16 protein-coding genes are annotated in these 21,198 nt (G+C 62.6%); 9 read left to right on the top strand and 7 right to left on the bottom strand.

Going from position 1 to position 21,198, the window contains the following annotated elements:
- Positions 1–3: 3 nt before the first annotated feature.
- Positions 4–1,407, top strand: coding sequence for a dihydropyrimidinase (gene hydA / locus QX051_RS05105; RefSeq protein WP_315775341.1), 1,404 nt, complete (start codon positions 4–6; stop codon positions 1,405–1,407).
- Between the two features lie 1,056 nt (positions 1,408–2,463).
- Here hydA and QX051_RS29455 read toward each other — a convergent pair.
- Both QX051_RS29455 and ctrA read right to left on the bottom strand, forming a co-directional pair.
- The gene (locus QX051_RS29455; protein WP_409998065.1) at positions 2,464–2,781 is read right to left on the bottom strand and encodes a hypothetical protein; all 318 of its coding nucleotides are present in this window, start codon (positions 2,779–2,781) and stop codon (positions 2,464–2,466) included.
- A gap of 1,078 nt (positions 2,782–3,859) precedes the next feature.
- On the bottom strand, positions 3,860–4,561 hold the full coding sequence (ctrA, locus tag QX051_RS05095) for a response regulator transcription factor CtrA (protein ID WP_012046382.1): 702 nt from the start codon (positions 4,559–4,561) through the stop codon (positions 3,860–3,862).
- Between the two features lie 422 nt (positions 4,562–4,983).
- Between ctrA and fliI the strand changes: the two genes are divergently transcribed.
- The 4 genes from fliI (at position 4,984) to QX051_RS05075 (ending at position 8,575) form a co-directional block, all read left to right on the top strand.
- Positions 4,984–6,306 carry a flagellar protein export ATPase FliI gene (gene fliI, locus QX051_RS05090; protein WP_315734073.1) on the top strand — a complete coding sequence of 441 codons (1,323 nt, stop codon included), beginning with the start codon at positions 4,984–4,986 and terminating at the stop codon, positions 6,304–6,306.
- Positions 6,307–6,415: 109 nt separating this feature from the next.
- Positions 6,416–6,835, top strand: a complete 420-nt coding sequence (gene fliJ / locus QX051_RS05085) for a flagellar export protein FliJ (RefSeq protein WP_315714036.1) — start codon at positions 6,416–6,418, stop codon at positions 6,833–6,835.
- Between the two features lie 153 nt (positions 6,836–6,988).
- Complete coding sequence (locus tag QX051_RS05080; RefSeq protein WP_315714037.1) at positions 6,989–7,537, top strand: sigma-70 family RNA polymerase sigma factor; 549 nt, start codon at positions 6,989–6,991, stop codon at positions 7,535–7,537.
- A 51-nt stretch (positions 7,538–7,588) separates the two neighbouring features.
- Positions 7,589–8,575, top strand: coding sequence for an anti-sigma factor domain-containing protein (locus tag QX051_RS05075; RefSeq protein WP_315775340.1), 987 nt, complete (start codon positions 7,589–7,591; stop codon positions 8,573–8,575).
- Between the two features lie 131 nt (positions 8,576–8,706).
- Here QX051_RS05075 and QX051_RS05070 read toward each other — a convergent pair whose 3' ends face one another.
- Both QX051_RS05070 and flhA read right to left on the bottom strand, forming a co-directional pair.
- On the bottom strand, positions 8,707–8,907 hold the full coding sequence (locus QX051_RS05070; protein ID WP_315734069.1) for a hypothetical protein: 201 nt from the start codon (positions 8,905–8,907) through the stop codon (positions 8,707–8,709).
- Between the two features lie 372 nt (positions 8,908–9,279).
- Positions 9,280–11,406 (bottom strand): flagellar biosynthesis protein FlhA, encoded by a 2,127-nt coding sequence (flhA, locus tag QX051_RS05065; protein WP_315714040.1) that lies wholly within the window; start codon positions 11,404–11,406, stop codon positions 9,280–9,282.
- Positions 11,407–12,974: 1,568 nt separating this feature from the next.
- On the opposite strand from flhA, the gene QX051_RS05060 reads away from it, so the two are divergent.
- Positions 12,975–13,499: a hypothetical protein gene (locus QX051_RS05060; RefSeq protein ID WP_315775339.1), complete on the top strand. Its 525-nt coding sequence runs from the start codon at positions 12,975–12,977 to the stop codon at positions 13,497–13,499.
- Positions 13,500–14,217: 718 nt separating this feature from the next.
- On the opposite strand, the gene QX051_RS05055 is transcribed toward QX051_RS05060, so the two are convergent.
- Positions 14,218–15,885, bottom strand: a complete 1,668-nt coding sequence (locus QX051_RS05055; RefSeq protein WP_315775338.1) for a hypothetical protein — start codon at positions 15,883–15,885, stop codon at positions 14,218–14,220.
- Positions 15,886–16,560: 675 nt separating this feature from the next.
- Positions 16,561–17,571, bottom strand: a complete 1,011-nt coding sequence (locus QX051_RS05050) for an NAD(P)-dependent alcohol dehydrogenase (protein ID WP_315775337.1) — start codon at positions 17,569–17,571, stop codon at positions 16,561–16,563.
- An 83-nt stretch (positions 17,572–17,654) separates the two neighbouring features.
- Between QX051_RS05050 and QX051_RS05045 the strand changes: the two genes are divergently transcribed.
- From QX051_RS05045 to maiA, 3 genes are all read left to right on the top strand, one after another.
- On the top strand, positions 17,655–18,002 hold the full coding sequence (locus QX051_RS05045; protein WP_315775336.1) for a MerR family transcriptional regulator: 348 nt from the start codon (positions 17,655–17,657) through the stop codon (positions 18,000–18,002).
- 507 nt (positions 18,003–18,509) lie between these two features.
- The gene (locus QX051_RS05040; RefSeq protein WP_315775335.1) at positions 18,510–19,025 is read left to right on the top strand and encodes a cytochrome family protein; all 516 of its coding nucleotides are present in this window, start codon (positions 18,510–18,512) and stop codon (positions 19,023–19,025) included.
- A gap of 99 nt (positions 19,026–19,124) precedes the next feature.
- Positions 19,125–19,796: a maleylacetoacetate isomerase gene (maiA, locus tag QX051_RS05035; RefSeq protein ID WP_315775333.1), complete on the top strand. Its 672-nt coding sequence runs from the start codon at positions 19,125–19,127 to the stop codon at positions 19,794–19,796.
- A 110-nt stretch (positions 19,797–19,906) separates the two neighbouring features.
- Here the strand turns inward: maiA and QX051_RS05030 are convergent, their stop codons facing one another.
- On the bottom strand, positions 19,907–21,076 hold the full coding sequence (locus QX051_RS05030; protein ID WP_315734048.1) for a TAXI family TRAP transporter solute-binding subunit: 1,170 nt from the start codon (positions 21,074–21,076) through the stop codon (positions 19,907–19,909).
- Positions 21,077–21,198: the final 122 nt, after the last annotated feature.

The raw sequence follows: 21,198 nt of genomic DNA, 5'->3' as shown, positions 1-21,198 counted from the left end.
CACATGGCTGCATTCGACACCGCCATCCGCAACGGCACCGTCGCCACCGCGTGCGATATGTTCAAGGCCGATGTCGCCATCAAGAGCGGCCGCATCGTCGCGATCGGCGAGGCCATCACCGATGCCGACGAGATCGTCGATGCCACGGGCCTGCTGGTGCTGCCGGGCGGCATCGACAGCCATGTCCATATCAGCCAGCCCTCCGGCCCCGGCATCGTCATGGCCGACGATTTCGAGAGTGCGACGCGCGCCGCGGCGTTCGGCGGCAACACCTTCGTGATGCCGTATTGCCTGCAGGAGAAGGGCCAGCCGCTGCGCGCGGCGCTGAAGGACTATCACGCCCTCGCCGACAACACCTGCTACGTCGACCACTCCTTCCACCTCATCATCGCCGATCCCACCGACGCGGTGCTCGGCCAGGAGCTGCCGGCGCTGGTCGCCGACGGTTATTCGTCGCTGAAGATCTTCATGACCTATGAGGGCCTCGCGCTCAGCGACTACGAGATTTTGGGCGTGCTGCAGGTCGCGCGCGAACGCGGGGCCTTGGTGCAGATTCACGCCGAAAACTACGACGCCATCCGCTTCCTCACCGACCGCCTGGAGCGCGCCGGCCACATCGCGCCGTATTATCACGGCAAGTCGCGGCCGATTCCGGTCGAGCGCGAGGCGACCCATCGCGCGATCTCGCTGGCCGAGCTGATCGACGTGCCGATCGTCATCGTCCACGTCTCCAACCGCGAGGCGATGGAGGAGATCCGCCGCGCGCAGGCGCGCGGCCTGAAGATCCACGGCGAGACCTGCCCGCAATATCTGGTGCTGACCGAAGAGGACATGCAGGGCCTCAACATGGAAGGCGCCAAATATGTCTGCTCGCCGCCGCCGCGTGACAAGGCCAGCCAGGAGGCGTGCTGGGAGGGCCTGCAGCAGGGCGTGTTCTCGCTGTTCTCGTCGGATCACTGCCCGTTCCGCTATGACGACGAGGCCGGCAAGCTGACGCCGAAGGGCCGCACCAGCTTTCGCTGGGTGCCGAACGGCATCCCCGGCGTCGAGACGCGGCTGCCGATCCTGTTCTCCGAAGGCGTCAACAAGGGCCGCATCACCCTGAACCAGTTCGTCGCCTTCACCGCCACCAACCACGCCAGGACGTATGGGCTGAGGGCTAAGGGCTCCATCGCGATCGGCTACGATGCCGACATCGCGCTGTGGGACCCGACCAAGACGGCCAAGATCAGCCAGTCCGGCCTGCACCACGGCTCCGACTACACGCCCTATGAAGGCATCGAGATCACCGGCTGGCCGGTCGCGACGATGCTGCGCGGAAAATTCGTCGTGCGCGACGGCCAGCTGGTCGGCGCCAAGGGCGACGGCCGCTACGTTACGCGCGGCAAGCCGGGTGCAGTGGCCTGAGTGGCCTAAGCACGCTCTTCCCATCCGTTATTGCGAGCGCAGCGAAGCAATCCAGAGTCGAGCTCGCGACTCTGGATTGCGTCGTCGCTTCGCCCTTCGCAATGAAGGCCAATTGCGATATCGCTCCTGTGAACAACCGTCAGACAAGGAGTGCCGCTAGGTCCGCGGCTCTTCCGAGACCCTGATCATGATGTGGGTCCGCGGGATCGCATCATGATCTCGTCTCTTTGCTCGAAGCTGATCGTGGGTGAACGATCGTTCCAGTCCTCAGCGGACTGGAAGCGGGTTCAATAGGCCGTCCATCCGCCGTCCGTCGCGTAGAATGCGCCGGTCAGGTTCGACGCCTCGGGCGACAGCAGGAACAGTATCTCCGCGACTAGCTCCTACATGGCGTCCGCGCGTACGGTGCCGCCAGCGCGACCGGCCAGACTCATGGGCCCGCCGTTACAGAACAGCCGACATGAAATCGCTGTCGGTCAATGCAAGGACAGCTAGTTTTCGTGGACGTGAAAGCCCGGTGCGCGGAACGCTCCGGGCTCATCACGTGGTCGCAAGAAACGACTAATGATGCACCCGCAGGGTCCCGTCCGCGTTGTAATCACTCTTGGGATTGTAACCGGAATCGCGGTGCGTTCTACGATGTAGGGCAGCGTTGCTGCCGCTTGCGCCCGGAGTTCCGCTATCAACCCGCATGGTCCCGTCTGCATTGTAGTCACTCTTCGGCCTGTAGCCGGAATCGCGATGCGTTTTTGCATGTAGGTCAGCGTTGCTGCCGCTCAGGCCCGGAGTTCCGGGATTGACCTGCATATTTCCATATTGGTCGCGATCACTTTTGCCCGCCCCGACCTGCTGAGCCGCACTGGCTTTTGCATGAGTACCTCTTGCATGATGAGTACGATGTCCGGCCAAGGCCGCAGATGTAGAGACGGCGAGAATAACAAGACCAACAGCAATGCTTCTAGCCATAGTGAACTCCTCACGTTGAAGGACCATTGATGACGGATACGCCGTCAATGTTAGCCTGCCACGGAACTTGCTGACCGTCTTTGATGCAACTCAAGGTACTAAAAGCGGGTGCGACGTCACGGTCCGCACGACTTTTGGCATCATTTCTTCGGCTTTGGCGCGGTGCCCGGCGGAGCCGATGTCGCTCCGCAACATGCCTCTGACGACGGGTTTGACCGATGCCTTCACCGTACCGCTATCGACTTCGACTTGCGAAACGCCGGTCGTCATGTCGACCAGAAGCCGATCGCCGCTCAGCACGTTCTGGCAACTGGTCGACACCACCCCGCCGAGCGTGGTGATCGGGGAATTGGGACCGAGCTCTGCGCCGCATGGGCATCGCAGGTGACTTGCGGCGAAGCCGCTCATGGCAGATCGCCGATCCGAAACAGGAGCGTTCGACAGGGTCTCGATCGGGAACGCAAGCCTTGACGGTGGCCGTTCGAACGCCTGGAAGAATTATGCTTTCTGTTTATCGAAATTCTATTTTGTTTTTCCGAAAAATGTGCTTTACTGCGCGCCGTCCCGCCCCAACGAGGGGACGCTTCGCGGTCGTCACGGACGTCGGGTGTGGGAGGCGATGGGCGCTGTGGGGTCGCAGCATGGCTTGGCCGTGCCGACGAACGATCCCCGGCGCACGGTGAAGTCGCGTGGTCCTGGCCTCCCGGTGCTGAGGTCAAGCTTGTGGCGTTGCTGATGAGCTGCCTGCGGGTGATGGGGGCAAGACAGCCGGTCCCCAGGGAGATCGCGTATAAATCGTAAAACCATCGCGCAGGGAGGGCCGGGTGTTTCGGCCAGACCTGTGGCGACTGCCGCCTGCTTTCTTTTCTGCAGGCGGGCCACGGGCGCGGCCAGCGCCCGGCCTTCCCTGCGCCCTCAGTGAGAGGAGGGCGGTGAGATGGATGCATAGCTCGGGCGCTGGGCGCCGCGAGATCGCGAAAGCTTGGGATGACGGAAGGTTTGAAGCGCGGGGCGTGGATCGCGGTCGAGGCTCTATCGAGCTTCGTGCTCGCATTGCTGGAAGGCGAGGGTGGTCGTGTTTGGGAGTTCGGGGTTTAAGGCGCGTAGGCGCGGCAGAAGCGGTGGGCTCCCCTTCCCCTTGCGGGGAGGGGTTGGGGGTGGGGGTTTCTTGCTCCGAACGAAGTTTGTGGCGCATGCAGGCACGAGCGGCGTGTGCGCTGTAGGGATGACTAATCAGCTGTCGGTGGGGTGGCTTCCATGAAGTCCATTTCCGTGGACCCCCACCCCCGACCCCTCCCCGCAAGGGGGAGGGGAGCGCACCGATCGGGTCGCGAGAGTTTGGGTCGAGCGCCCCCAAGGCTCCGAGCAAACAAGCACCGGCCCCACAGCAATCACACCCCCCACAAACAAAAACCCCGCCATTTGCGGCGGGGCCCAGTCTGGGAGGAGCAAGCCGGTGAGGCCTGCCGGAGTACCCAGTGAAAGATCAGGCGGGGATGCGCTCGTCCATGTCATGCGGCTCGCGCAGCACGTAGCCGCGGCCCCAGACAGTCTCGATGAAGTTGCGGCCTTCGGAGGCGTTGGCGAGCTTCTTGCGCAGCTTGCAGATGAAGACGTCGATGATCTTCAGCTCGGGCTCGTCCATGCCGCCGTAGAGATGGTTGAGGAACATCTCCTTGGTGAGCGTGGTGCCCTTGCGGAGCGAGAGCAGCTCCAGCATCTGGTATTCCTTGCCGGTCAGGTGCACGCGCTGGCCGCCGACCTCCACCGTCTTGGTGTCCAGGTTGACGACGAGGTCGCCGGTCTGAATGACCGACTGGGCGTGGCCCTTGGAACGGCGGACGATCGCGTGGATGCGGGCGATCAGCTCGTCCTTGTGGAACGGCTTGGTCATGTAGTCGTCGGCGCCGAAGCCGAGACCCTTGACCTTGTCCTCGATCCCGGCAAGGCCGGAGAGGATCAGGATCGGCGTCTTGATCTTCGAGACGCGCAGCTGCTTGAGCACGTCGTAACCGGACATGTCGGGCAGATTGAGGTCGAGAAGGATGATGTCGTAATCGTACAACTTGCCGAGGTCGACGCCTTCTTCGCCAAGGTCAGTCGTGTAGACGTTGAAGCTCTCAGACTTCAACATCAGCTCGATCGACTGCGCGACGGCGCTGTCATCCTCAATCAGCAAAACGCGCATGCCAGTTCCCCATAGTCGCCGCTCCGGGCGTCAGGTCGGCCGCCATCGCGGCACTCAAAACGCCTTTGAACAACTGATTCGGATCCTGACGAGAGATGGTTAACAAATCCTGATTCCCCTCCGCAAGCTCTATCCGTGCAATTTTTATCGAATCGCCGTAAGGTGTTGCGATAAGGCAGTTTTTCTTAGCCGTCCTCGTTCAAGCTCCATGTTAAGAGATGGACCTAACCGACTCTCGGATCTCACCGCTTTTTGAAGGCGGCAAAGCGAAGCACGTCAGTCACTCCAGACCATGACGTAATGATTAATGATGCGAGTAAACACAGAGTTAAGCCGACGACGCGAATCTGCCCCTACTTAAGGTTTTCGCAATGAAGGCTCTGGCGCAATGAACTTTCTCTCGCGATGAAGGTGCTTTGGCAATGAAGGCCCTGGCCGAGCAGATCAGCGACATCGACGCCGTGAACACCTATGGGCGTGTCGTCGGCGTGAAGGGACTCATGGTGGAGATCGCCGGGCCGATTCATGCGATGTCGGTCGGCGCGCGCATCGTGATCGAGACCGGCAACAATTACATCCCTGCCGAAGTGATCGGTTTCTCCGGCAAGAATGCCGTGGTGATGCCGTTCGCCGGGCTGGAGGGCGTGCGCCGCGGCTGCCGCGCCGTGATCGCCAATGCGGCCAACCAGGTGCGGCCGTCGCCGGCCTGGCTCGGCCGCGTCATCAATGCGATGGGCGAGCCGATCGACGGCAAGGGGCCGCTGCCGCAGGGCGCCTCGCCGGTTCCTTATCGGAACAATCCGCCGCCGGCGCATTCGCGCAGGCGCGTCGGCTCGCCGCTCGATCTCGGCGTCCGCGCATTGAACACCTTTCTCACCTGTTGCCGCGGCCAGCGGCTCGGCATCTTCGCCGGCTCGGGCGTCGGCAAATCCGTGCTGCTGTCGATGCTGGCGCGCAACGTCGATGCGGCGGTGTCGGTGATCGGACTGATCGGCGAGCGCGGCCGCGAGGTGCAGGAGTTCCTGCAGGACGATCTCGGCGATGAGGGTCTCGCGCGCTCGGTCGTCGTGGTCGCGACCTCCGACGAGCCGGCGCTGATGCGAAGGCAGGCGGCGTATCTGACGCTCGCGATCTCCGAATATTTCCGCGACGAGGGCAAGGATGTCCTTTGTCTAATGGACTCTGTGACGCGCTTTGCGATGGCGCAGCGCGAGATCGGGCTGTCGGCTGGCGAGCCGCCGACCGCCAAGGGCTACACGCCCACCGTGTTCACCGAGCTGCCGAAACTGCTGGAGAGGGCGGGGCCGGGCAGCGGCGACGGCACCATCACCGGGATCTTCACGGTGCTGGTCGATGGCGACGATCACAACGAGCCGGTGGCGGATGCGGTGCGCGGCATTCTCGACGGCCACGTCGTGATGCAACGTTCGATCGCCGAACGCGGCCGCTATCCGGCGATCAACGTCCTCAAATCCGTGTCGCGGACGATGCCGAAATCGGCCGACCCCGTATTCTTGCCGACCATCATGCGGGCGCGCCAAGTGATGGCGACCTACGCCGACATGGAGGAGCTGATCCGGCTCGGCGCCTACCGCGCCGGTTCCAGTCCGGAGGTCGACGAGGCGATCCGGCTGCACGAGCCGTTGGAGGCGTTCCTGCGCCAGCGCAAGGACGAGGTCTCGACATTGCAGAGCGGGTATCGGGAGCTGGAACAGATCCTGGGGCGCTTGGAAACGGAAAGCTAACTTTGTCGGGTAATCATCCCCTCCATGTAACGAGCCTAGTCGGCGAGCCCAGGGAGGGCGGCCGGCCCTGTCCCGCGCCGTACACGGGACTTCTGGGGAGTATGAGTCGATGAAGTCGCGCGAAACGCTGATCCGTCTGAAGAAGTTTCAGGTGGATGAGAAACGCCGCCGGGTGACGCAGATCGAGGGCATGATCGCTGACTTCCAGCGCATGTCGGCCGAGCTCGAGCGGGAGATCCAGACCGAGCAGGAGCGGGCCGGCATCAACGACCCGACCCATTTTGCCTATCCGACCTACGCCAAGGCCGCGATCCAGCGCCGGGAAAACCTGACGCGCTCGGCCGACGAGCTGCGCACCCAGCTCGAGGACGCCAAGGCCGCGTTGTCCGAGGCGTTCGAGGAGATGAAGAAGGTCGAGCTGCTCGACGAGCGTGACCAGGCCCGAGAAAAGGCCGAGGAGAGCGCCCGCGAGCAGGCCGACATGGACAGCATCGGTCTGATGCGCGCCCGGCTCGGCGTCATCGCCTGAGCCTGTCGCCGACACGGCTGTCGCTTTCGAAAACCCGGGCCGCGAGGTCCGGGTTTTTCGTCGCGCCCGCCCCGGTGGAGAGTTGCCCAGGACTTGTGCTACGGGAGGACGTAGGCTCGAACGAGGGAGTGGGGCGATTTTCGGGGACGCCAAATGCTGACGCCGGCAGAGCTGGTCTGGTTGCTTGCCGCTGTTGCCAAGGGGGACGAGGCCGCCTTCGAGCGCCTCTACGCGGCGACGCGCGCGAAACTCTATGGCGTCGTGCTCCGTATCTTGCACCGACAGGACCTCGCCGAGGAGGTCGTCCAGGAGACCTATGTGAAGGTCTGGAACAACGCCGCGCAGTTCAACCCGGCCGTTTCTTCCCCGATCACCTGGATGGCCGCCATCGCCCGCAACCGCGCCATCGACCTGGTGCGCAAGCGCGGTGAGTTGTCTTTGGAGGATGAGCCCTCCGCGCTCGAGGTTGCGGCCGAGACGCCGGATCCGCTGGCGCGGCGCGAGATGTCGGAGGAGCTCAAGCGTCTTTTGGAATGTGTCGGCCAGCTCGAGCCCGACCGCCAGAAGCTCGTGCTGCTTGCCTACTATAACGGCTGGAGCCGCGAGCAATTGGCGACCAAGTTCGAGGCGCCGGTGAACACGGTGAAGACCTGGTTGCGTCGGAGCATGATGGACATCCGCCAATGCCTCGGTCTCGGATGAGGTGCCGTTCGATCCGGCGAGAGACCTTGTAGGACGTGACCTGGACCTGTGATGGCGTATAGCGAAGACCATATCGCGCTGGCGGCGGAATATGCGCTCGGGACGCTCGACGCCGCCGAACGGGCGCAGGTCGAGACCATGATGGCGGTCGACAAGGATTTTGTCGCGCTGGTCCAGGCGTGGGAATTTCGTCTCGGTCCGCTCAACCAGATGGTCGGGCTGGTCGAGCCGCGCCCCGAGCTGTGGGACCGCATCAAGGCCGAGATCGCTCGGTTGCGCGCGTTCGCCGAGAGCGCGCCGGCTGAACCAGTGGCGGTGGCCGAGGCTCCAGTCTTTGCTGTTCATCCTGCCCCTGCGCCTCCCGAGGGGTCGCCTGTCGCGGCGGAAGCCCTGCCGATCGAAGCGGCCGCGGTCGAGGCGCCCGAGCCTGAGGTCGCGACCGTCGCCGCGACACGCAGCGCGTCTGCAGCGCATGAGATCGCGAACGATGATGCGAATGTGGTGCGGCTCTCGTCCAAGGTCCGGCAGTTGCGCGCGGTCGCCAACAGCATGACCGCGCTCGCGGCCGTGCTGCTCGCGCTGGTCGGTGTCCAGGTTTACCGCCCCGATCTCTTGCCGCAGCCATTGCGGCCGAAGCCGCGGATCCAGACTGTGGAGGTCAAGGTGCCGGTCGCGCAACCCTCCGCCCAGTTCGTTGCTCTCCTGCAGAAGGACGCGGCGTCGCCGGCGTTCATCTTGACCGTCGATGCTGCCAGCAAAAGCTACACCGTGCGCCGGGTCGGCGCTGCGCCGGAGCCGGGCAAGAGCTTCGAGCTGTGGCTCGTATCCGACAAGCTGCAGAAGCCGCGCTCGCTCGGCGTGATCGGCGGCAGCGACTTCACCAGCCGTCCCGTCCTCTCGTCCTACGACGCCGACACCGTGAGTCGCGCGACCTACGCCGTCACGGTCGAGCCCGAGGGCGGGTCGCCGACCGGGCAGGCGACCGGGCCGATCGTGTTTACCGGCAAGCTGATCGAGACCGTGCCGCCGTCGCGGTGATTCAAGCCCCAAAAAAGAAAACGCCCGTGGGGAGCGGGCGTTTTCAGTAGTCGACTTGGGGTTGGGTCTACTACATATCCACGCGGCCAGTTGGGGGGCTGTGAGAACCGCGTGAATTCGGGAAATTCCTGTCAGCGAACCAGCGACGTCTCCGAACTCGTCACCACGACCGGCTTGCCGGCCTTGAGGACCTTTGCTGTCTGCGCGTAGTTCGGCTCCGCGTTGAGACGGGCGGAGATGCCGAAGCCGGCCACTGCGATGCCAGCCACGAGCGCCACCACCACGATCTTGAGGTGGGTGGTCCGATCCGCGCTGTAAATCGAGTGGTTCATGGAAGCCTCCTGCCGTCTTCCGTCCTTCGCTGATTCGTGTGAGCCGGGGGCTTTCCGGTTCATCGTCTCGCGTGAACTAACGTAGGAAACCTCAATTCTGTTTCGTAGACCACATCACAAGTGTGTGATAAGGCGTGATGCTTCGCGATCGAAAGTCGGTGAAATATACATTTACATAGCTATATCAATAACTTGACTTGTTGTTCGGTGTGCGGATGAAATTTCAGCCACCTAACGCAAATTTAAGAATTCGTTTGCCTGTGGCGGTAAAGCAAGGGGTGGTCTGCCGGTAAAAACGGCAAAAGCCGGCGCCTCGCGCCGGCCCCGCTGATCAAACGCGCTCGGGATTCCGCGGTTCCGCAACGCCAGCCGTCACACGCTCCCCACCGTCTTCAGCCGCGCCCGCGGATGGATTTCGGCCTGCGACAGCACCGTGGTCTGGGCGCGAAAGCGCTCGACCAGCGAGCGCACGAAGGGCCGGATCGCCGCCGACGTCACCAGCACCGGCGACTCGCCCTCGCGTGCGGCGCGCTCGAAGGCATCGCGCGTCGCGGTCATGAACTCCGACAGCTTCGACGGCTGCATCGCCAGGCTGCGCTCCTCGCCCTGGCCGATCAGCGATTCCGCAAACGCCTGCTCCCACCTCGCCGACAGCGCGATCAGCGGCAGGTAGCCCATCGGCGAGGTGTTCTGGGCGCAGATCTGGCGGGCGAGGCGGGCGCGCACGTGCTCGACGATCGTGGCCGGGTTGCGCGAGAACGCGAGCGCGTCGGCGATGCCTTCGAGGATGGTCGAGAGGTCGCGGATCGAGATGCGCTCCGACAACAGCAGCTGCAGCACGCGCTGGATGCCGGAAATCGTGATCTGCGTCGGCACGATGTCCTTGACCAGCTCGCTCTGCTCCTTCGGCAGCTCCTTCAGGAGCTTCTGCACCTCGCCGTAGGAGAGCAGGTCGCTCATATTGGCCTTGAGCAGCTCGGTCAGGTGCGTCGACAGCACGGTCGCCGCGTCGACGACCGTGTAGCCCTTGAGCGTCGCCTCTTCCTTCAGGCCGGCGTCGACCCATGTGGCGGGCAGGCCGAAGGTCGGCTCCGTCGTGTGGATGCCGGGCACCGCGACCTGGTTGCCGCCGGGGTCCATGACCATGAACTGGCTCGGCCAGATCTTGCCGGAGCCGGCGTCGACCTCCTTGATCTTGATGATGTAGGTGTTGGCCTCGAGCTGAACGTTGTCGAGGATGCGCACCGACGGCATCACGAAACCCATCTCGATCGCCAGCGACCGGCGCAGCGCCTTGATCTGGTCGGTCAGGCGGTCGGTGCCGTCGGGTGCATTCACGAGCGGCAGCAGCGCATAGCCGAGCTCGATCTTGAGGTCGTCGATCTTGAGCGCGGCCGAGATCGGCTCCTCGGCGGCCGCGGCGGTGGCAGCCGCCGCCGGTGCTGCAGCCGCAGCGACTTCCTCGGCCTTCGCGACCTCCTTCTGCTTGCGCGCCTTGAGGGCGAGCGCGGCGGCGCCGCCGCCGAGCGCCAGGAACGGAAGGGTCGGGATGCCCGGCAGCAGCGCCAGCACCAGCATCACGGCGGCCGACATGCCGAGCGCCTGCGGATAGCCCGAGAACTGCTTGATCAGCGCCTTGTCGGCGGCGCCGCTGACGCCGGCCTTGGAGACCAGCAGGCCCGCGGCGGTCGAGACGATCAGCGCCGGCACCTGGGTGACGAGGCCGTCGCCGACGGTCAGCGTGGTGTAGGTGCGGGCGGCCTCGGCAAAGCCGAGACCCTGCTGGGCGACGCCGATGATGATGCCGCCGATGATGTTGATGAAGACGACGAGCAGGCCGGCGACCGCGTCGCCGCGGACGAATTTCGAGGCACCGTCCATGGCGCCGAAGAAGCCGCTTTCGTCCTCCAGCTCCTTGCGCCTGATCTTGGCGACCTTCTCGTCGATCAGGCCGGCGGAGAGGTCGGCGTCGATCGCCATCTGCTTGCCGGGCATGGAGTCCAGATGGAAGCGCGCCGCGACCTCGGCGATGCGGCCCGAACCCTTGGTGATGACGACGAAGTTCACCGTCACCAGGATCGCGAACACGATGATGCCGATGACGAAATTGCCGCTCATCACGAAGTTGCCGAATGCCTCGATGACGTGGCCGGCGGCATCCGTGCCCTCGTGGCCGCGCGACAGGATCAGCCGGGTCGAGGCCAGGTTGAGCGACAGCCGCAGCATCGTCGAGATCAGGAGGATGGTCGGGAAGGACGAGAATTCCAGCGGCGCCTGGATGAACAAAGCGGTCATCAGGATCAGGATCGACAGGGTGATCGAGATCGCCAGGAACAGGTCGAGCACCAGCGAGGGCAGCGGCAGGATCAGCACCACCAGGATGGTAAGGATGCCGAGCGCCAGCGCGATGTCGCCGCGCAGGACTGCTGTCTTGAGGTCAGCGAATGAGAACCCGCCGGCCGGAGATCCGACCCCCTGACCCGCCGTGACGTCGACCATGGCTTTCGCCCCTTCCCGCCGGCCGCGTGTGCCGGCCCCAAACGACTGCGCGACGGCCGCAGGGCCGCCGTTCCGAAACTGAGGTACCGCGCCGGCGTCCACGGAAGGTCTCCTCCGTCAACTGCACCCAACCACGACACGCACATTCCACCCGGCAATTTTTGCCCGGTGGTTGGTTAGCGTTCGGTTAATGCCGGTTAACAAAGGGTTGCGGGGGAGAGGGGATGCGCTCTCCTGCCGCATCTTCGTTACGCCGCCACGATCCGGGCCTCGCCCTTCGAGACGCCCGCCTACGGCGGGCTCCTCAGGGTGAGGAGCGAGGGTCGTACCCGGACGATGAATTGTGCCGGCCATCGCGCTCCTCCCGATGAGCACACCGCTCACGGCCAAATGCAGCTCCGGTTTCGGCGCCAAACCCTCATGGTGAGGAGGCGCGCAGCGCCGTCTCGAACCATGAGGCCCCTGCCGGGCCTGACTGCGAACAAGCACGAATGAATTTCCTCTCGCAGACATGCGGCATCGTCTCCCGCGGCGGATCGCGCCCGAGTCGTGCGTCAGGTCCGCCCTCGATCGGATGGAGGGCGCAGGGAAGGCCGGGCGCTGGCCGCGCCCGTGGCCCGCCTGCAGAAAAAAAGCAGGCGGCAGTCACCACAGGTCTGGCCGAAACACCCGGCCTTCCCTGCGCGACGGTTGGAACGGCTTATACGTGGTCTCCCTGGTGCGCCGGGCTTGCTGGCCACCATCGTCGGCGTGATGCGCGAGCACCGCCGCCAACTTGACACCAGCATCGGGGTGTCAGGACCGCACGACTTCGCCGTGCGCAACGAACCGTTCGTCCGCGCGGCACGAAGCCACGCTGCGATTCCCTGCGCCCATCGCATCCCACCTCCCACGTCTCGTGACGGTCGCGACACGCCCCTCCGGCGGAAGCAGGACGGGAGAGATATACATGATTTCGGAAAAAATGAAAGAAGAATTTTGGAAGGCCGACAAATTCCGGCCAGTCTGCTTAGTCCTCACTCGAACTGCCCACCCGCCAATCAGCGTACAACCCAGCCGGACTCGAAATGCTGCTGGATGAAATTTCTGAGGCAGGTCCGTAGTGTTTGTCGGACACTTACCTGGAAGACCTTGCTATAGATGTTCAGCCTGATTTTGAAGTATGCAGCTGGCGCCCGACGTTTTGTGGATCGTTCGAGGAAGGTCGACCCGTCAATCCTGACACCAAAATCGTGCCGTCCAGGTCCTCCTCCCCACGCCAATCCGCCTCCTGCTCAAGAGGGAGATTCGAGACGCGCATGTCAGAACGATCATTCGCTAAGACTCATCCCTCCAAGAAATATCAGCCTCTGGGCAGGTGTTTATACTGCAGCACTACCCAAGGCCGGTTGACTGATGAACACGTAATTCCATTCGCGCTGGGCGGCACTATTGTCCTGCCTAAATCGAGCTGTGATGCTTGTTCCGATATCACAAAAAGATTTGAGGGTTTCTGCATGCGACCCATGATGGGGCCGTTGCGAATCCGTCTTCAACTGCAAACTAGACGCAAGAAAGAGCGCCCGAAAATGATCAGTACCGTGCTGGTTGGGCCGGACGGCGCTCAGGAAATCATCGAAACAGCGCCCGAAAAATATCCCTTGATAGGCTTAGGCTTCAAGTGGAAATCTGCTGGTCTGATGCTTGGAGAGGCGCCAACCAGCCAGTTCGAAGGCGATCTCGTAGTTAAAGAAGACGGTGCTCTGAAGGAATTGCTCAACAGAGCCGAAAATCGGAAAGTCAAACTAGGAACAATCAATCAAGCAGAATTTGCAAGAATGTTAGCCAAAATCGCGCACGCCCACGCAGTGGCTGAAAGTGAGGTTATTGGCTTAAGTCTAAGATTTTTTCTCCCAGAGATCATACTCGGTAAATCGGATATCTACCCCTACTATATCGGAGGTGATCTCGATCCTCAGATGCCGGAGCCGTACTTCCATCAGCTTCGGTTTAGGCATGCGGAATTCAAAGGTCGAAAGCTGTATTTCGTTACTGTCCATCTTTTCGGATCCATGGCAATGCCCCGCTATCACGTTGTTGTAGGCGAGGAGTAGCGGCGGTCTACGTCCCTTCCCCCTGTGGGAAAGCTGCAAAAAGCTCCGAAGCAGAACGAAGAGATAAGCATAATTTCGGAAAAAAGAACGAGGAATTTTGCGCCCGAGATTGAATTGGCCAACGCAACGTTTAGGTTCGTCGGCGCGCGGCGCGATACTGAAGCCCAATTAGCTGCTCGGTCAAAACCTGAGCGAGAGCACCATCCGCGATTTCGAAAAGGGTCGCCGGGTCCGATCCATCAACAATCTGGCTGTCATACGCCGTGCGCTTGAAGCTGCCGGGGTTGGCTCGATTGATGGCAACTAGCCCGGGGTCGACCGATGCGCTGACAACAGAATTCGTAAACACCGAAACTAGGCCGCGTATTCATAGACCCGTTGGCGTGACGTTACGAGCGCTACGTCCGCGTTGCCCCGTTAGCAATACGCTCGCGCGGTGGCGCGGGTATGTCGCGAACGGTCAACAACGCACCGCTCATCAGAGTCCGGGAATGTCCCTTAAGGGCGAATTCCGGACACGGTAAGGCAGCCCGATCAAGTTGTGAACGACCCAAAGTGGGCATTTGTCCGCTCGAAATCGGCGCAATGAATTCCCAAGCGACGCTGTCGGCGTTAGTGCACTGGCGTTAGCACTAAAGACAAGATGACGTTTGCTCCTGATAACTGCGGCCATTGTCGCGCCGATTGCCGCCAGGCTCATCAACGTCGCTGCCGGCGTTTAGGGAACTTTGTAGATGCCCTTTGCGCGCCGCTCATTTATGGCTGATTCAGCTCTAAGCTTGGTAAGCGCCCCAAGAACATTATTCCCAACAGCCTCGTAGACCGAGTCTCCCGGCCTTTGCCTGCCGATTTCCAGCGCCTTGGTAATCACTGATCGCAATTTGAGCCCCCTAAGGCGCTTGAACATCGCGTAATAGTCTTCAGCGGTGACCTTGGATAGCAGAACAATGTCCTCCTCGTGCCAACCGTGATCTTTGGCGATTTGAAACAGCACGTCGGCAGGGTCTCGATCATCGTCGAAAGAGTTGAACCGGTCGGCGATAGCCTTCTGAAGATCGGGGTCATGAATGGTGAAGCCGGCGCTCTCCATATCGTAGAGATTCCGGGGGGCATCCTTGTAGGCCTCTAGCCAGTCGCATAGCATTTGCTTTGCATCGTCCGCCTTGCCCATCTGCTTTAAGAACATGATTGCGCCATCGACGTAGTTGACCGGCGTATGATCGGGATAGTTCTTAACCGCCTCAGCCAATCCCTTGCATATCTCCTCCAAGTTGTCATCAAACGAGTCCCGATAGGCGTCCCACGGGCCCTGTACCGCCTTTCGCATTTGTTCATTGCAATAGTTCTCGTTTAGTTTCTTGCCTTCTTTGGTGAGCTTGTCGGTATCGACGAATCCCTTCTGAATGGCCTCGAGCAGAACCTTGTCGAACGCATCGACAAGGCCGAACGAGTAGGCCTCCAATAAGTCGTCGAACTTCTTCTGTTCGTCGGTGAGCTTGCGGTCGCGAATTGCGTAATGGGACTTATAACGCTCATCTAGAGTGTATTCGAGGAGGGCATCTTGTTTCGCGTAGACGCACCATCCGAGGAGGACCAGCGTCGAAACCGCTTGATTTGTTACGCGAGGATCAAACTCCTTTAGGTGAGCGCAGATCTCATGGACGAGTCGTTCTATTTTTTTAATTATGCGGATATTGGCTATTTCAAGCTTTTGGCAATTCTCCCGCATAGAATCGTCGGCCGCTTCTGTTCCTTTCAAGGAAATCTGGCAAGCCTCGGCGGACGTCGGTTCAAACAGTAGGGAGGTATCTATGACCTTCTCGCTGTATTTATCAAAGGCGGGACGGTCTCCGGTTTTGTCAAGCTCATCTTCATTCAGGATGAGGACGATCTTGCATTTGCGCCGTTCCTTGAGAAGAGACACGAGCCCAAGAATGTCTATGACCCGAAGCTTTTCGCCCTTCCGCTCAATATCATCGATGCAGATGGTATAGTTCCGCACTGACAAGAAGGCGGCCTGCTCCACAATGGTAGTCAGGCCCGGTTTGATGACACCGAGAGCTTTCGTACTTATAGATTTGAGATTTTCGCCTAACGTTTCCATCGTCGGGCCTGTGGCGATGCTCGCCATGGGAATGACATTCTCGAAAATGGAGAGCTTGAAGCGGTCGAGGGTATCGATCCCGAATAACGAGACGTAGGAATAAGACGGCAGGGCAGCATCTTTGCCCACCTCTTTGAGCAAGGTCTCCCATGTGTAGGTTTTTCCGACGCCCCATTTGCCTCGTATGCAAAGCACCTCGGGCATTGGGTCTTTGAGAAAGCGGACTATCGCTTGACGGAGCAAGGTGAATGCGGTTGGCTTTTCCTTGGCTTTGTCGGGCATGAACGGTCCGCTGAGGTGAAACGCTCGCAAAATATCACCTTTTAGGTGTGGTTTACAGCGGGGCGTTTTGCAGCAGAGCGGCAAAAATTTTCGCGTTTGGAAGCTATCGCTCAAAACGACCGTCAGGCCAGCTGATTGAATTGTCTCCTCTGGCACGAAGCTGTCGGGCCAGGATATCCGCCCCAACGGTCGCGGCTGGGGACACGCCGGGCACGAGGGGCGCCCGCTTCGGTCGTAATGCCTGTAGCCGTTAACGTCCGTTCCGGGCTGAATGCGTACGTCGGTAACTCGGTCGCAAAGGTCTGCCTTGGGTGACTCAGCAGGGACCGTCGGCCGGTTGATGTCCGCTCCTCTCCGCCGGCAGACGCTGCAATCTCGATCGCGATCGGTCCGGAAAAGGATTCGCCGGGGAGCACGCAGGGACCATCGGGCAGACGTTCCAGGACGTAGGTGACGAGATCGGCGTAGTCGAGCGGCCGATCGCGCGGACAGGACAACAGCCGGACCGGGCGACGGACCGAGCGCCGGTCCGCCAGCCAGTTCAATCATTGCCCCGGTCCGTCCATCCCCGGCAACAGGATGATCGGGGCGGCTTTCGCAGCATCCATTTCCGGAGTCCGGCACGTCATGCATTTGCAGTTTCGATATGACGATCCCCGCGATTGGCCGCCACGCCTACAATTTCACGACCACCTTGCCGAAATGCGAGCCGGACCGGAGATGGGCATACGCGTCGGGGGCGTCGTCGAAGCCATAGACCCGATCGACGATCGGGTGGATCGCGTGGTCGGTCAGGAAACGATTCATGGCGGTGAAATGGTCGACCGATCCGACGGTGACGCCGATGATGTCGGCATTTTCCCACTGCAGCCGCGCGAGGTCGGGTTTTGGGCCGAATCCGGTCAGGACGCCGATCTGAACGATCTTGCCACCGGAGGCGACCGATCGCATCGATCGGTCATAGGTACCGGGGCCGCCGAGCTCGAGGATATGACTGGCGCCTTGGCCGTCGGTCGCCGTCATCAGTGCCACATCCCAGTCAGGCGTGGTGCGGTAGTTGATCAGGATCGCAGCCCCGAGCGCCTTGGCACGGGCGAGCTTCTCATCCGACGACGAGATCACGATCGCACGCGCGCCCAGCGCGGTGGCGAACTGAAGTCCGAACAGCGCGACGCCGCCGGTGCCCTGCACCAGCAGCGTGTCGCCTCGGCCCATTCTGCCGCGCGTGACGAGGCCATGCCAGGCCGTGACGGCGGCGCAGGGCAGGGTCGCGGCCTCGACCGAAGTCAGGTGCTCCGGCACGGCGACGACCGCCGTGGCCGGCAGCACGACATGCTCCGCCAGCATTCCATCCATCGTGCTGCCGCCCAGCGCTGACGCGACGTATTCGGTCTTGAACGGACCCGAGACCCAATCGCGAAAGAACGACGCGGCGACCCGGTCGCCGACCTGCCATTGGACGACATCGGGGCCCACGGCATCGACGACGCCTGCGCCGTCGGAAAGCGGAATGCGGCCATCCAGCCCGTCTTGGCCCGCGCGGTCGAGGATGATGAGGTCACGGTAGTTGAGGCTCGCCGCCTCGACGCGGATGCGGACCTCGCCATTGCCGGGTTCGGGCTTGCGGACGTCTACCCGCACGAGGCGACCGGCGCCGGCACGGCCATTCACATGATAGGCTTTCATGGTTGCTCCTTTCCAAGGGCATTCACCTGGATGAGCAGACTCTGTAAGGTCTGACAGTGCTGTCAGGGTCAAGAGGTTTTCAGGTGAAGATTGGTGAGCTCTCCCGGAGGACGCGGGTCAGCGTCCGGATGCTGCGTTACTACGAAGACCAGGGATTGCTGGCGCCGCGACGGACCGATGCCGGCTATCGCGACTATGGCCCGGCGGAAGAGGAAACCGTGCGGCGGATCAAATTGCTCGGCGCGGCCGGGATGACGCTGGAGACGATCCAGCAGTTGCTGCCCTGCGTGAAGAGCGACCAGCCGGCCTTTACGCCATGCGACAATCTGCGACGCATCTTGGCCGAGCAGGTTGGCCTGATCGATCAACGGATCGAGACGCTGAGCCAGAGCCGGACGATTCTCGCAGGCTTCCTGTCGAGCGTGAACTGAGCTCTCTGTCGACGGCCGGACGGCATCGAAGCGTCATCACCAGGCCGCGGCGGTCGGCGTCCGGGTGTTGCCGCCATGGCCCGCAAGGCACCGCGGCGACGCGCTCCGCAGGCGGCGCATCGCATTGACCGCTCACCGACGCAGGGATGATCGAGCAACTTGGAAAAAAGAAATCAGATTGTTTCGATCAATCAAGAATTGCAGGGAGACCTGGAGGTGCTCTCGCGGTTTTGCTCAGGCTCGATCAACTCTGTCTCATCGCGCCTTGGCGCGGATCAGCAGGGTGATCCGCCGCTTCCATTCGCGGAGGTTGCAGGCGATTCCGGTTGGACCTGGAGGGGGGCGCGGGCCGATGGTGCCCACCGCATCAGGCAATGTGGCCGGATCATGCGCGTCGCGCTGCGTGACGCTTCAAGTTTTTCTGATCGCTGCGATCAGCGATTGCGATTGGCGATGCGGGACGTTGCTCTTTAGAAGGCTTCTAAATCTTTCTCAGGAGACCCGAAGATGCATCGACCGAAGCTCCGCCATGGTCTGCGGCTGACAGTGACGGCCGCTGGCCTTGCCGGGCTTGCATCGCTGATCGCGATCGCCGCGCCAAGGGCGGAGACGCCGACGCCCGCACCAGCACCGGCCTATCTGCCGACCGTCAGCGACCTGATGATCGCGACCATCCAGCCGCGCCATCTCCGGCTCTGGATCGCCGGCCATAGCGGCAATTGGGCGTTCAGCGCCTATGAGCTCGGCAATCTCAAGGGCGCGTTCAACCGTGTCAGCCGGGCGCAGCCGGTGGTCGAGGGCAATTCGTTCGCCGACATGACGACGGCGGTGACGCAGCAGCCGTTCGACGAGCTGGCGCAGGCCATCAAGCAGAAGGACATCGGCCGCTTCGAGCGCTCCTATGCCGACCTCACGGCCGCCTGCAATTCCTGCCACCAGGCGCTCAATCGCGCCGCCGTGGTCATCAAGGTGCCGCAGACCGCCGGCGTTGCCGACCAGGACTTCACGCCGGGCGCGGAGTGACGGGACGAGCCTCGGGCAAGACGATTCGGAAGCGGCGGGCGCCTTCATCGAAACTATATTGGTTGCTGAAATGCGATATTGAGGTGAAGGGGGACCCGCATGAAGCTCTATTCGTTCTGGCAGTCGCTTGCGAGCTTTCGCGTGCGCATCGCGCTCAACCTCAAGGGCATCGCCTACGAGCAGGTCGCGGTCGATGTCGACCGGCAGCAGCATCGCGACGAGGCCTATGCCGCGCTCAACCCGCAGATGGCGCTGCCGGCGCTGGTGCTCGACGACGGCACCGTGCTGACGCAGTCGCTGGCGATCCTCGATTATCTCGACGAGGCCTGTTCCGGCGCGGCGCTGTTGCCTGGTGATGCCAAGGGGCGCGCGCGGGTGAGGGCGCTGGCGGCGATGATCGCCTGCGATGCGCATCCGCTGACGACGCCGCGGGTGCAGCGCTATCTCACCGAGGTGCTGCACGTGGACGACGCGGCACGCGCGGCCTGGCTCAGGCACTGGACGGCGGAGATGCTGGTCGCGATCGAGGCCCAGCTTGCAGGCCATGTCGCGACCGGCCGGTTCTGCCATGGCGATGCGCCGACGATGGCCGACATCTGCCTCGCCGGCCACGCCGTCTACGCGCGCAATAAAGGCCTCGACCTCGCCGCGACGCCGACGGTGCAGCGCGTCGTCGAGGCCGCGATGGCGCTGCCGGCCTTCGCGTCCGCCCATCCGCTGGCGCAGCCGGACACGCCGCCGGCGCTGCGCGCCAAGCCGGCTGCGCCGTAGCCTCATCTCTCTGTTGAGCATGATCTCCGCGCAAATGCCTTCGGCGTTTGTCGCGAGGGAAAACCGGTTTCCACTTTTCCGGATCATGCTCTACGCCAGAACCATCGGCGCTACCGCGCCGGCTGGCCGCCGTCGCGCTTCATCCAGTCGCGGAACTGCTCGAACAGCACCCGGGTTTCGTCCTCGCTCATTCGCCGGCCGCCGGTCGGTGCCCTTGCGCTCATCCACTCGTCGAACTGCTGCTTGATGGCGGCGCCGTCGGCCTGCGGCGCGCGCGTGCTGGCCAAAAGCTCCTCCGCGGCGCGGAAGCGGGTCCAGCCGGGCAGCGAGGAGGAGAGGCTGATCTCGTTCCATTTGGGGTGGAACGGCGGCCGCTTGAACTGATCGAACCGCTTGAACAGATAGTCGACGAAGCGCGCGACGCGGCGGTAGCGCTCGGTCTCCGGCGGCCAGTTGTAGACCGCCAGCACCTGCGGCACGCCGATGGTCTCGACGCTCTCGCCGGGCTTGAGCAGATTGGGGTAGTCCTGCGAGGTCAGCTTGGTCGGCACGTAGTAGTCCTGCAGGCTGCGCGCGAACGGAATCGGCAGGAAGTGGAAGCCCGGCTCGGGCTTGAACTTGGCGAACAGATCGGTCGGCTTGCCGGTGACGTGGACGACGCCGGCGATCTCGCCGCTGCGCATCTTCTCCAGCGCCACCGAATTGTTGATGAACACCTTCTCCGCGCCGATCTTGAGCCGGTCGAACACGATGCCGCCGGTGAGGTTGGCGGCGCTGCCCACGGTGTTGAAGGAGACCTTCTTGCCGGCGAGATCCTCGAGCGTCCTGATCTCCGGGCGGACGTAGACGTGCATCTCGTTGATGTAGAACGAGCAGATGTAGCGGATCCGGTTCTTGATGTTGGCGAGCGTGCCGTTGCGGACGAACTCATCGAGCACGTCGGCCGAAGTGATGGTGACGTCGACGCCGCGCAGATACAGCAGGTCCTCGATGTTCCCCAGCGCGCCGTAGGTCACCATCGGCAGCACGCGCAGGTTCGGGCGGTCGTCGAGCACCTTGGCCATCTCGGCCGCAAAACGGATGTTGGTGCCTTCGAGCAGGCCGCCGGCGACGCCGACCGTCCATTCGTTGGACTCCTGCAGCTTGCCGCCTTCGCCGGCCGCGGCGGCCGTTGCCGCCGCCGGCCTTCCGGTCCGCGCCGTCTGTGCCATGGCCGGCAGCAACGGTGCCACCAGACTCAATCCCGCCGCAACGACGCAACTCAACAACGCGACCCGCATGCCCCAAATTCCTCCGTTGCCGGCCACACGGCGATCGTGAGGCGCGGCCGATTTTCGCGCATTATCTCCTTGGTTGAGGAATGAGGTCTACTACTCGCCGGTTGGGCGCAGCCGGGGCTGCT

Source organism: Bradyrhizobium sp. SZCCHNR1053, from assembly GCF_032381235.1.
Classification (GTDB): Bacteria; Pseudomonadota; Alphaproteobacteria; order Rhizobiales; family Xanthobacteraceae; genus Bradyrhizobium.
The sequence above is the reverse complement of the archived record's forward strand: the minus strand, read 5'-3'. Positions and strand labels throughout refer to the sequence as shown.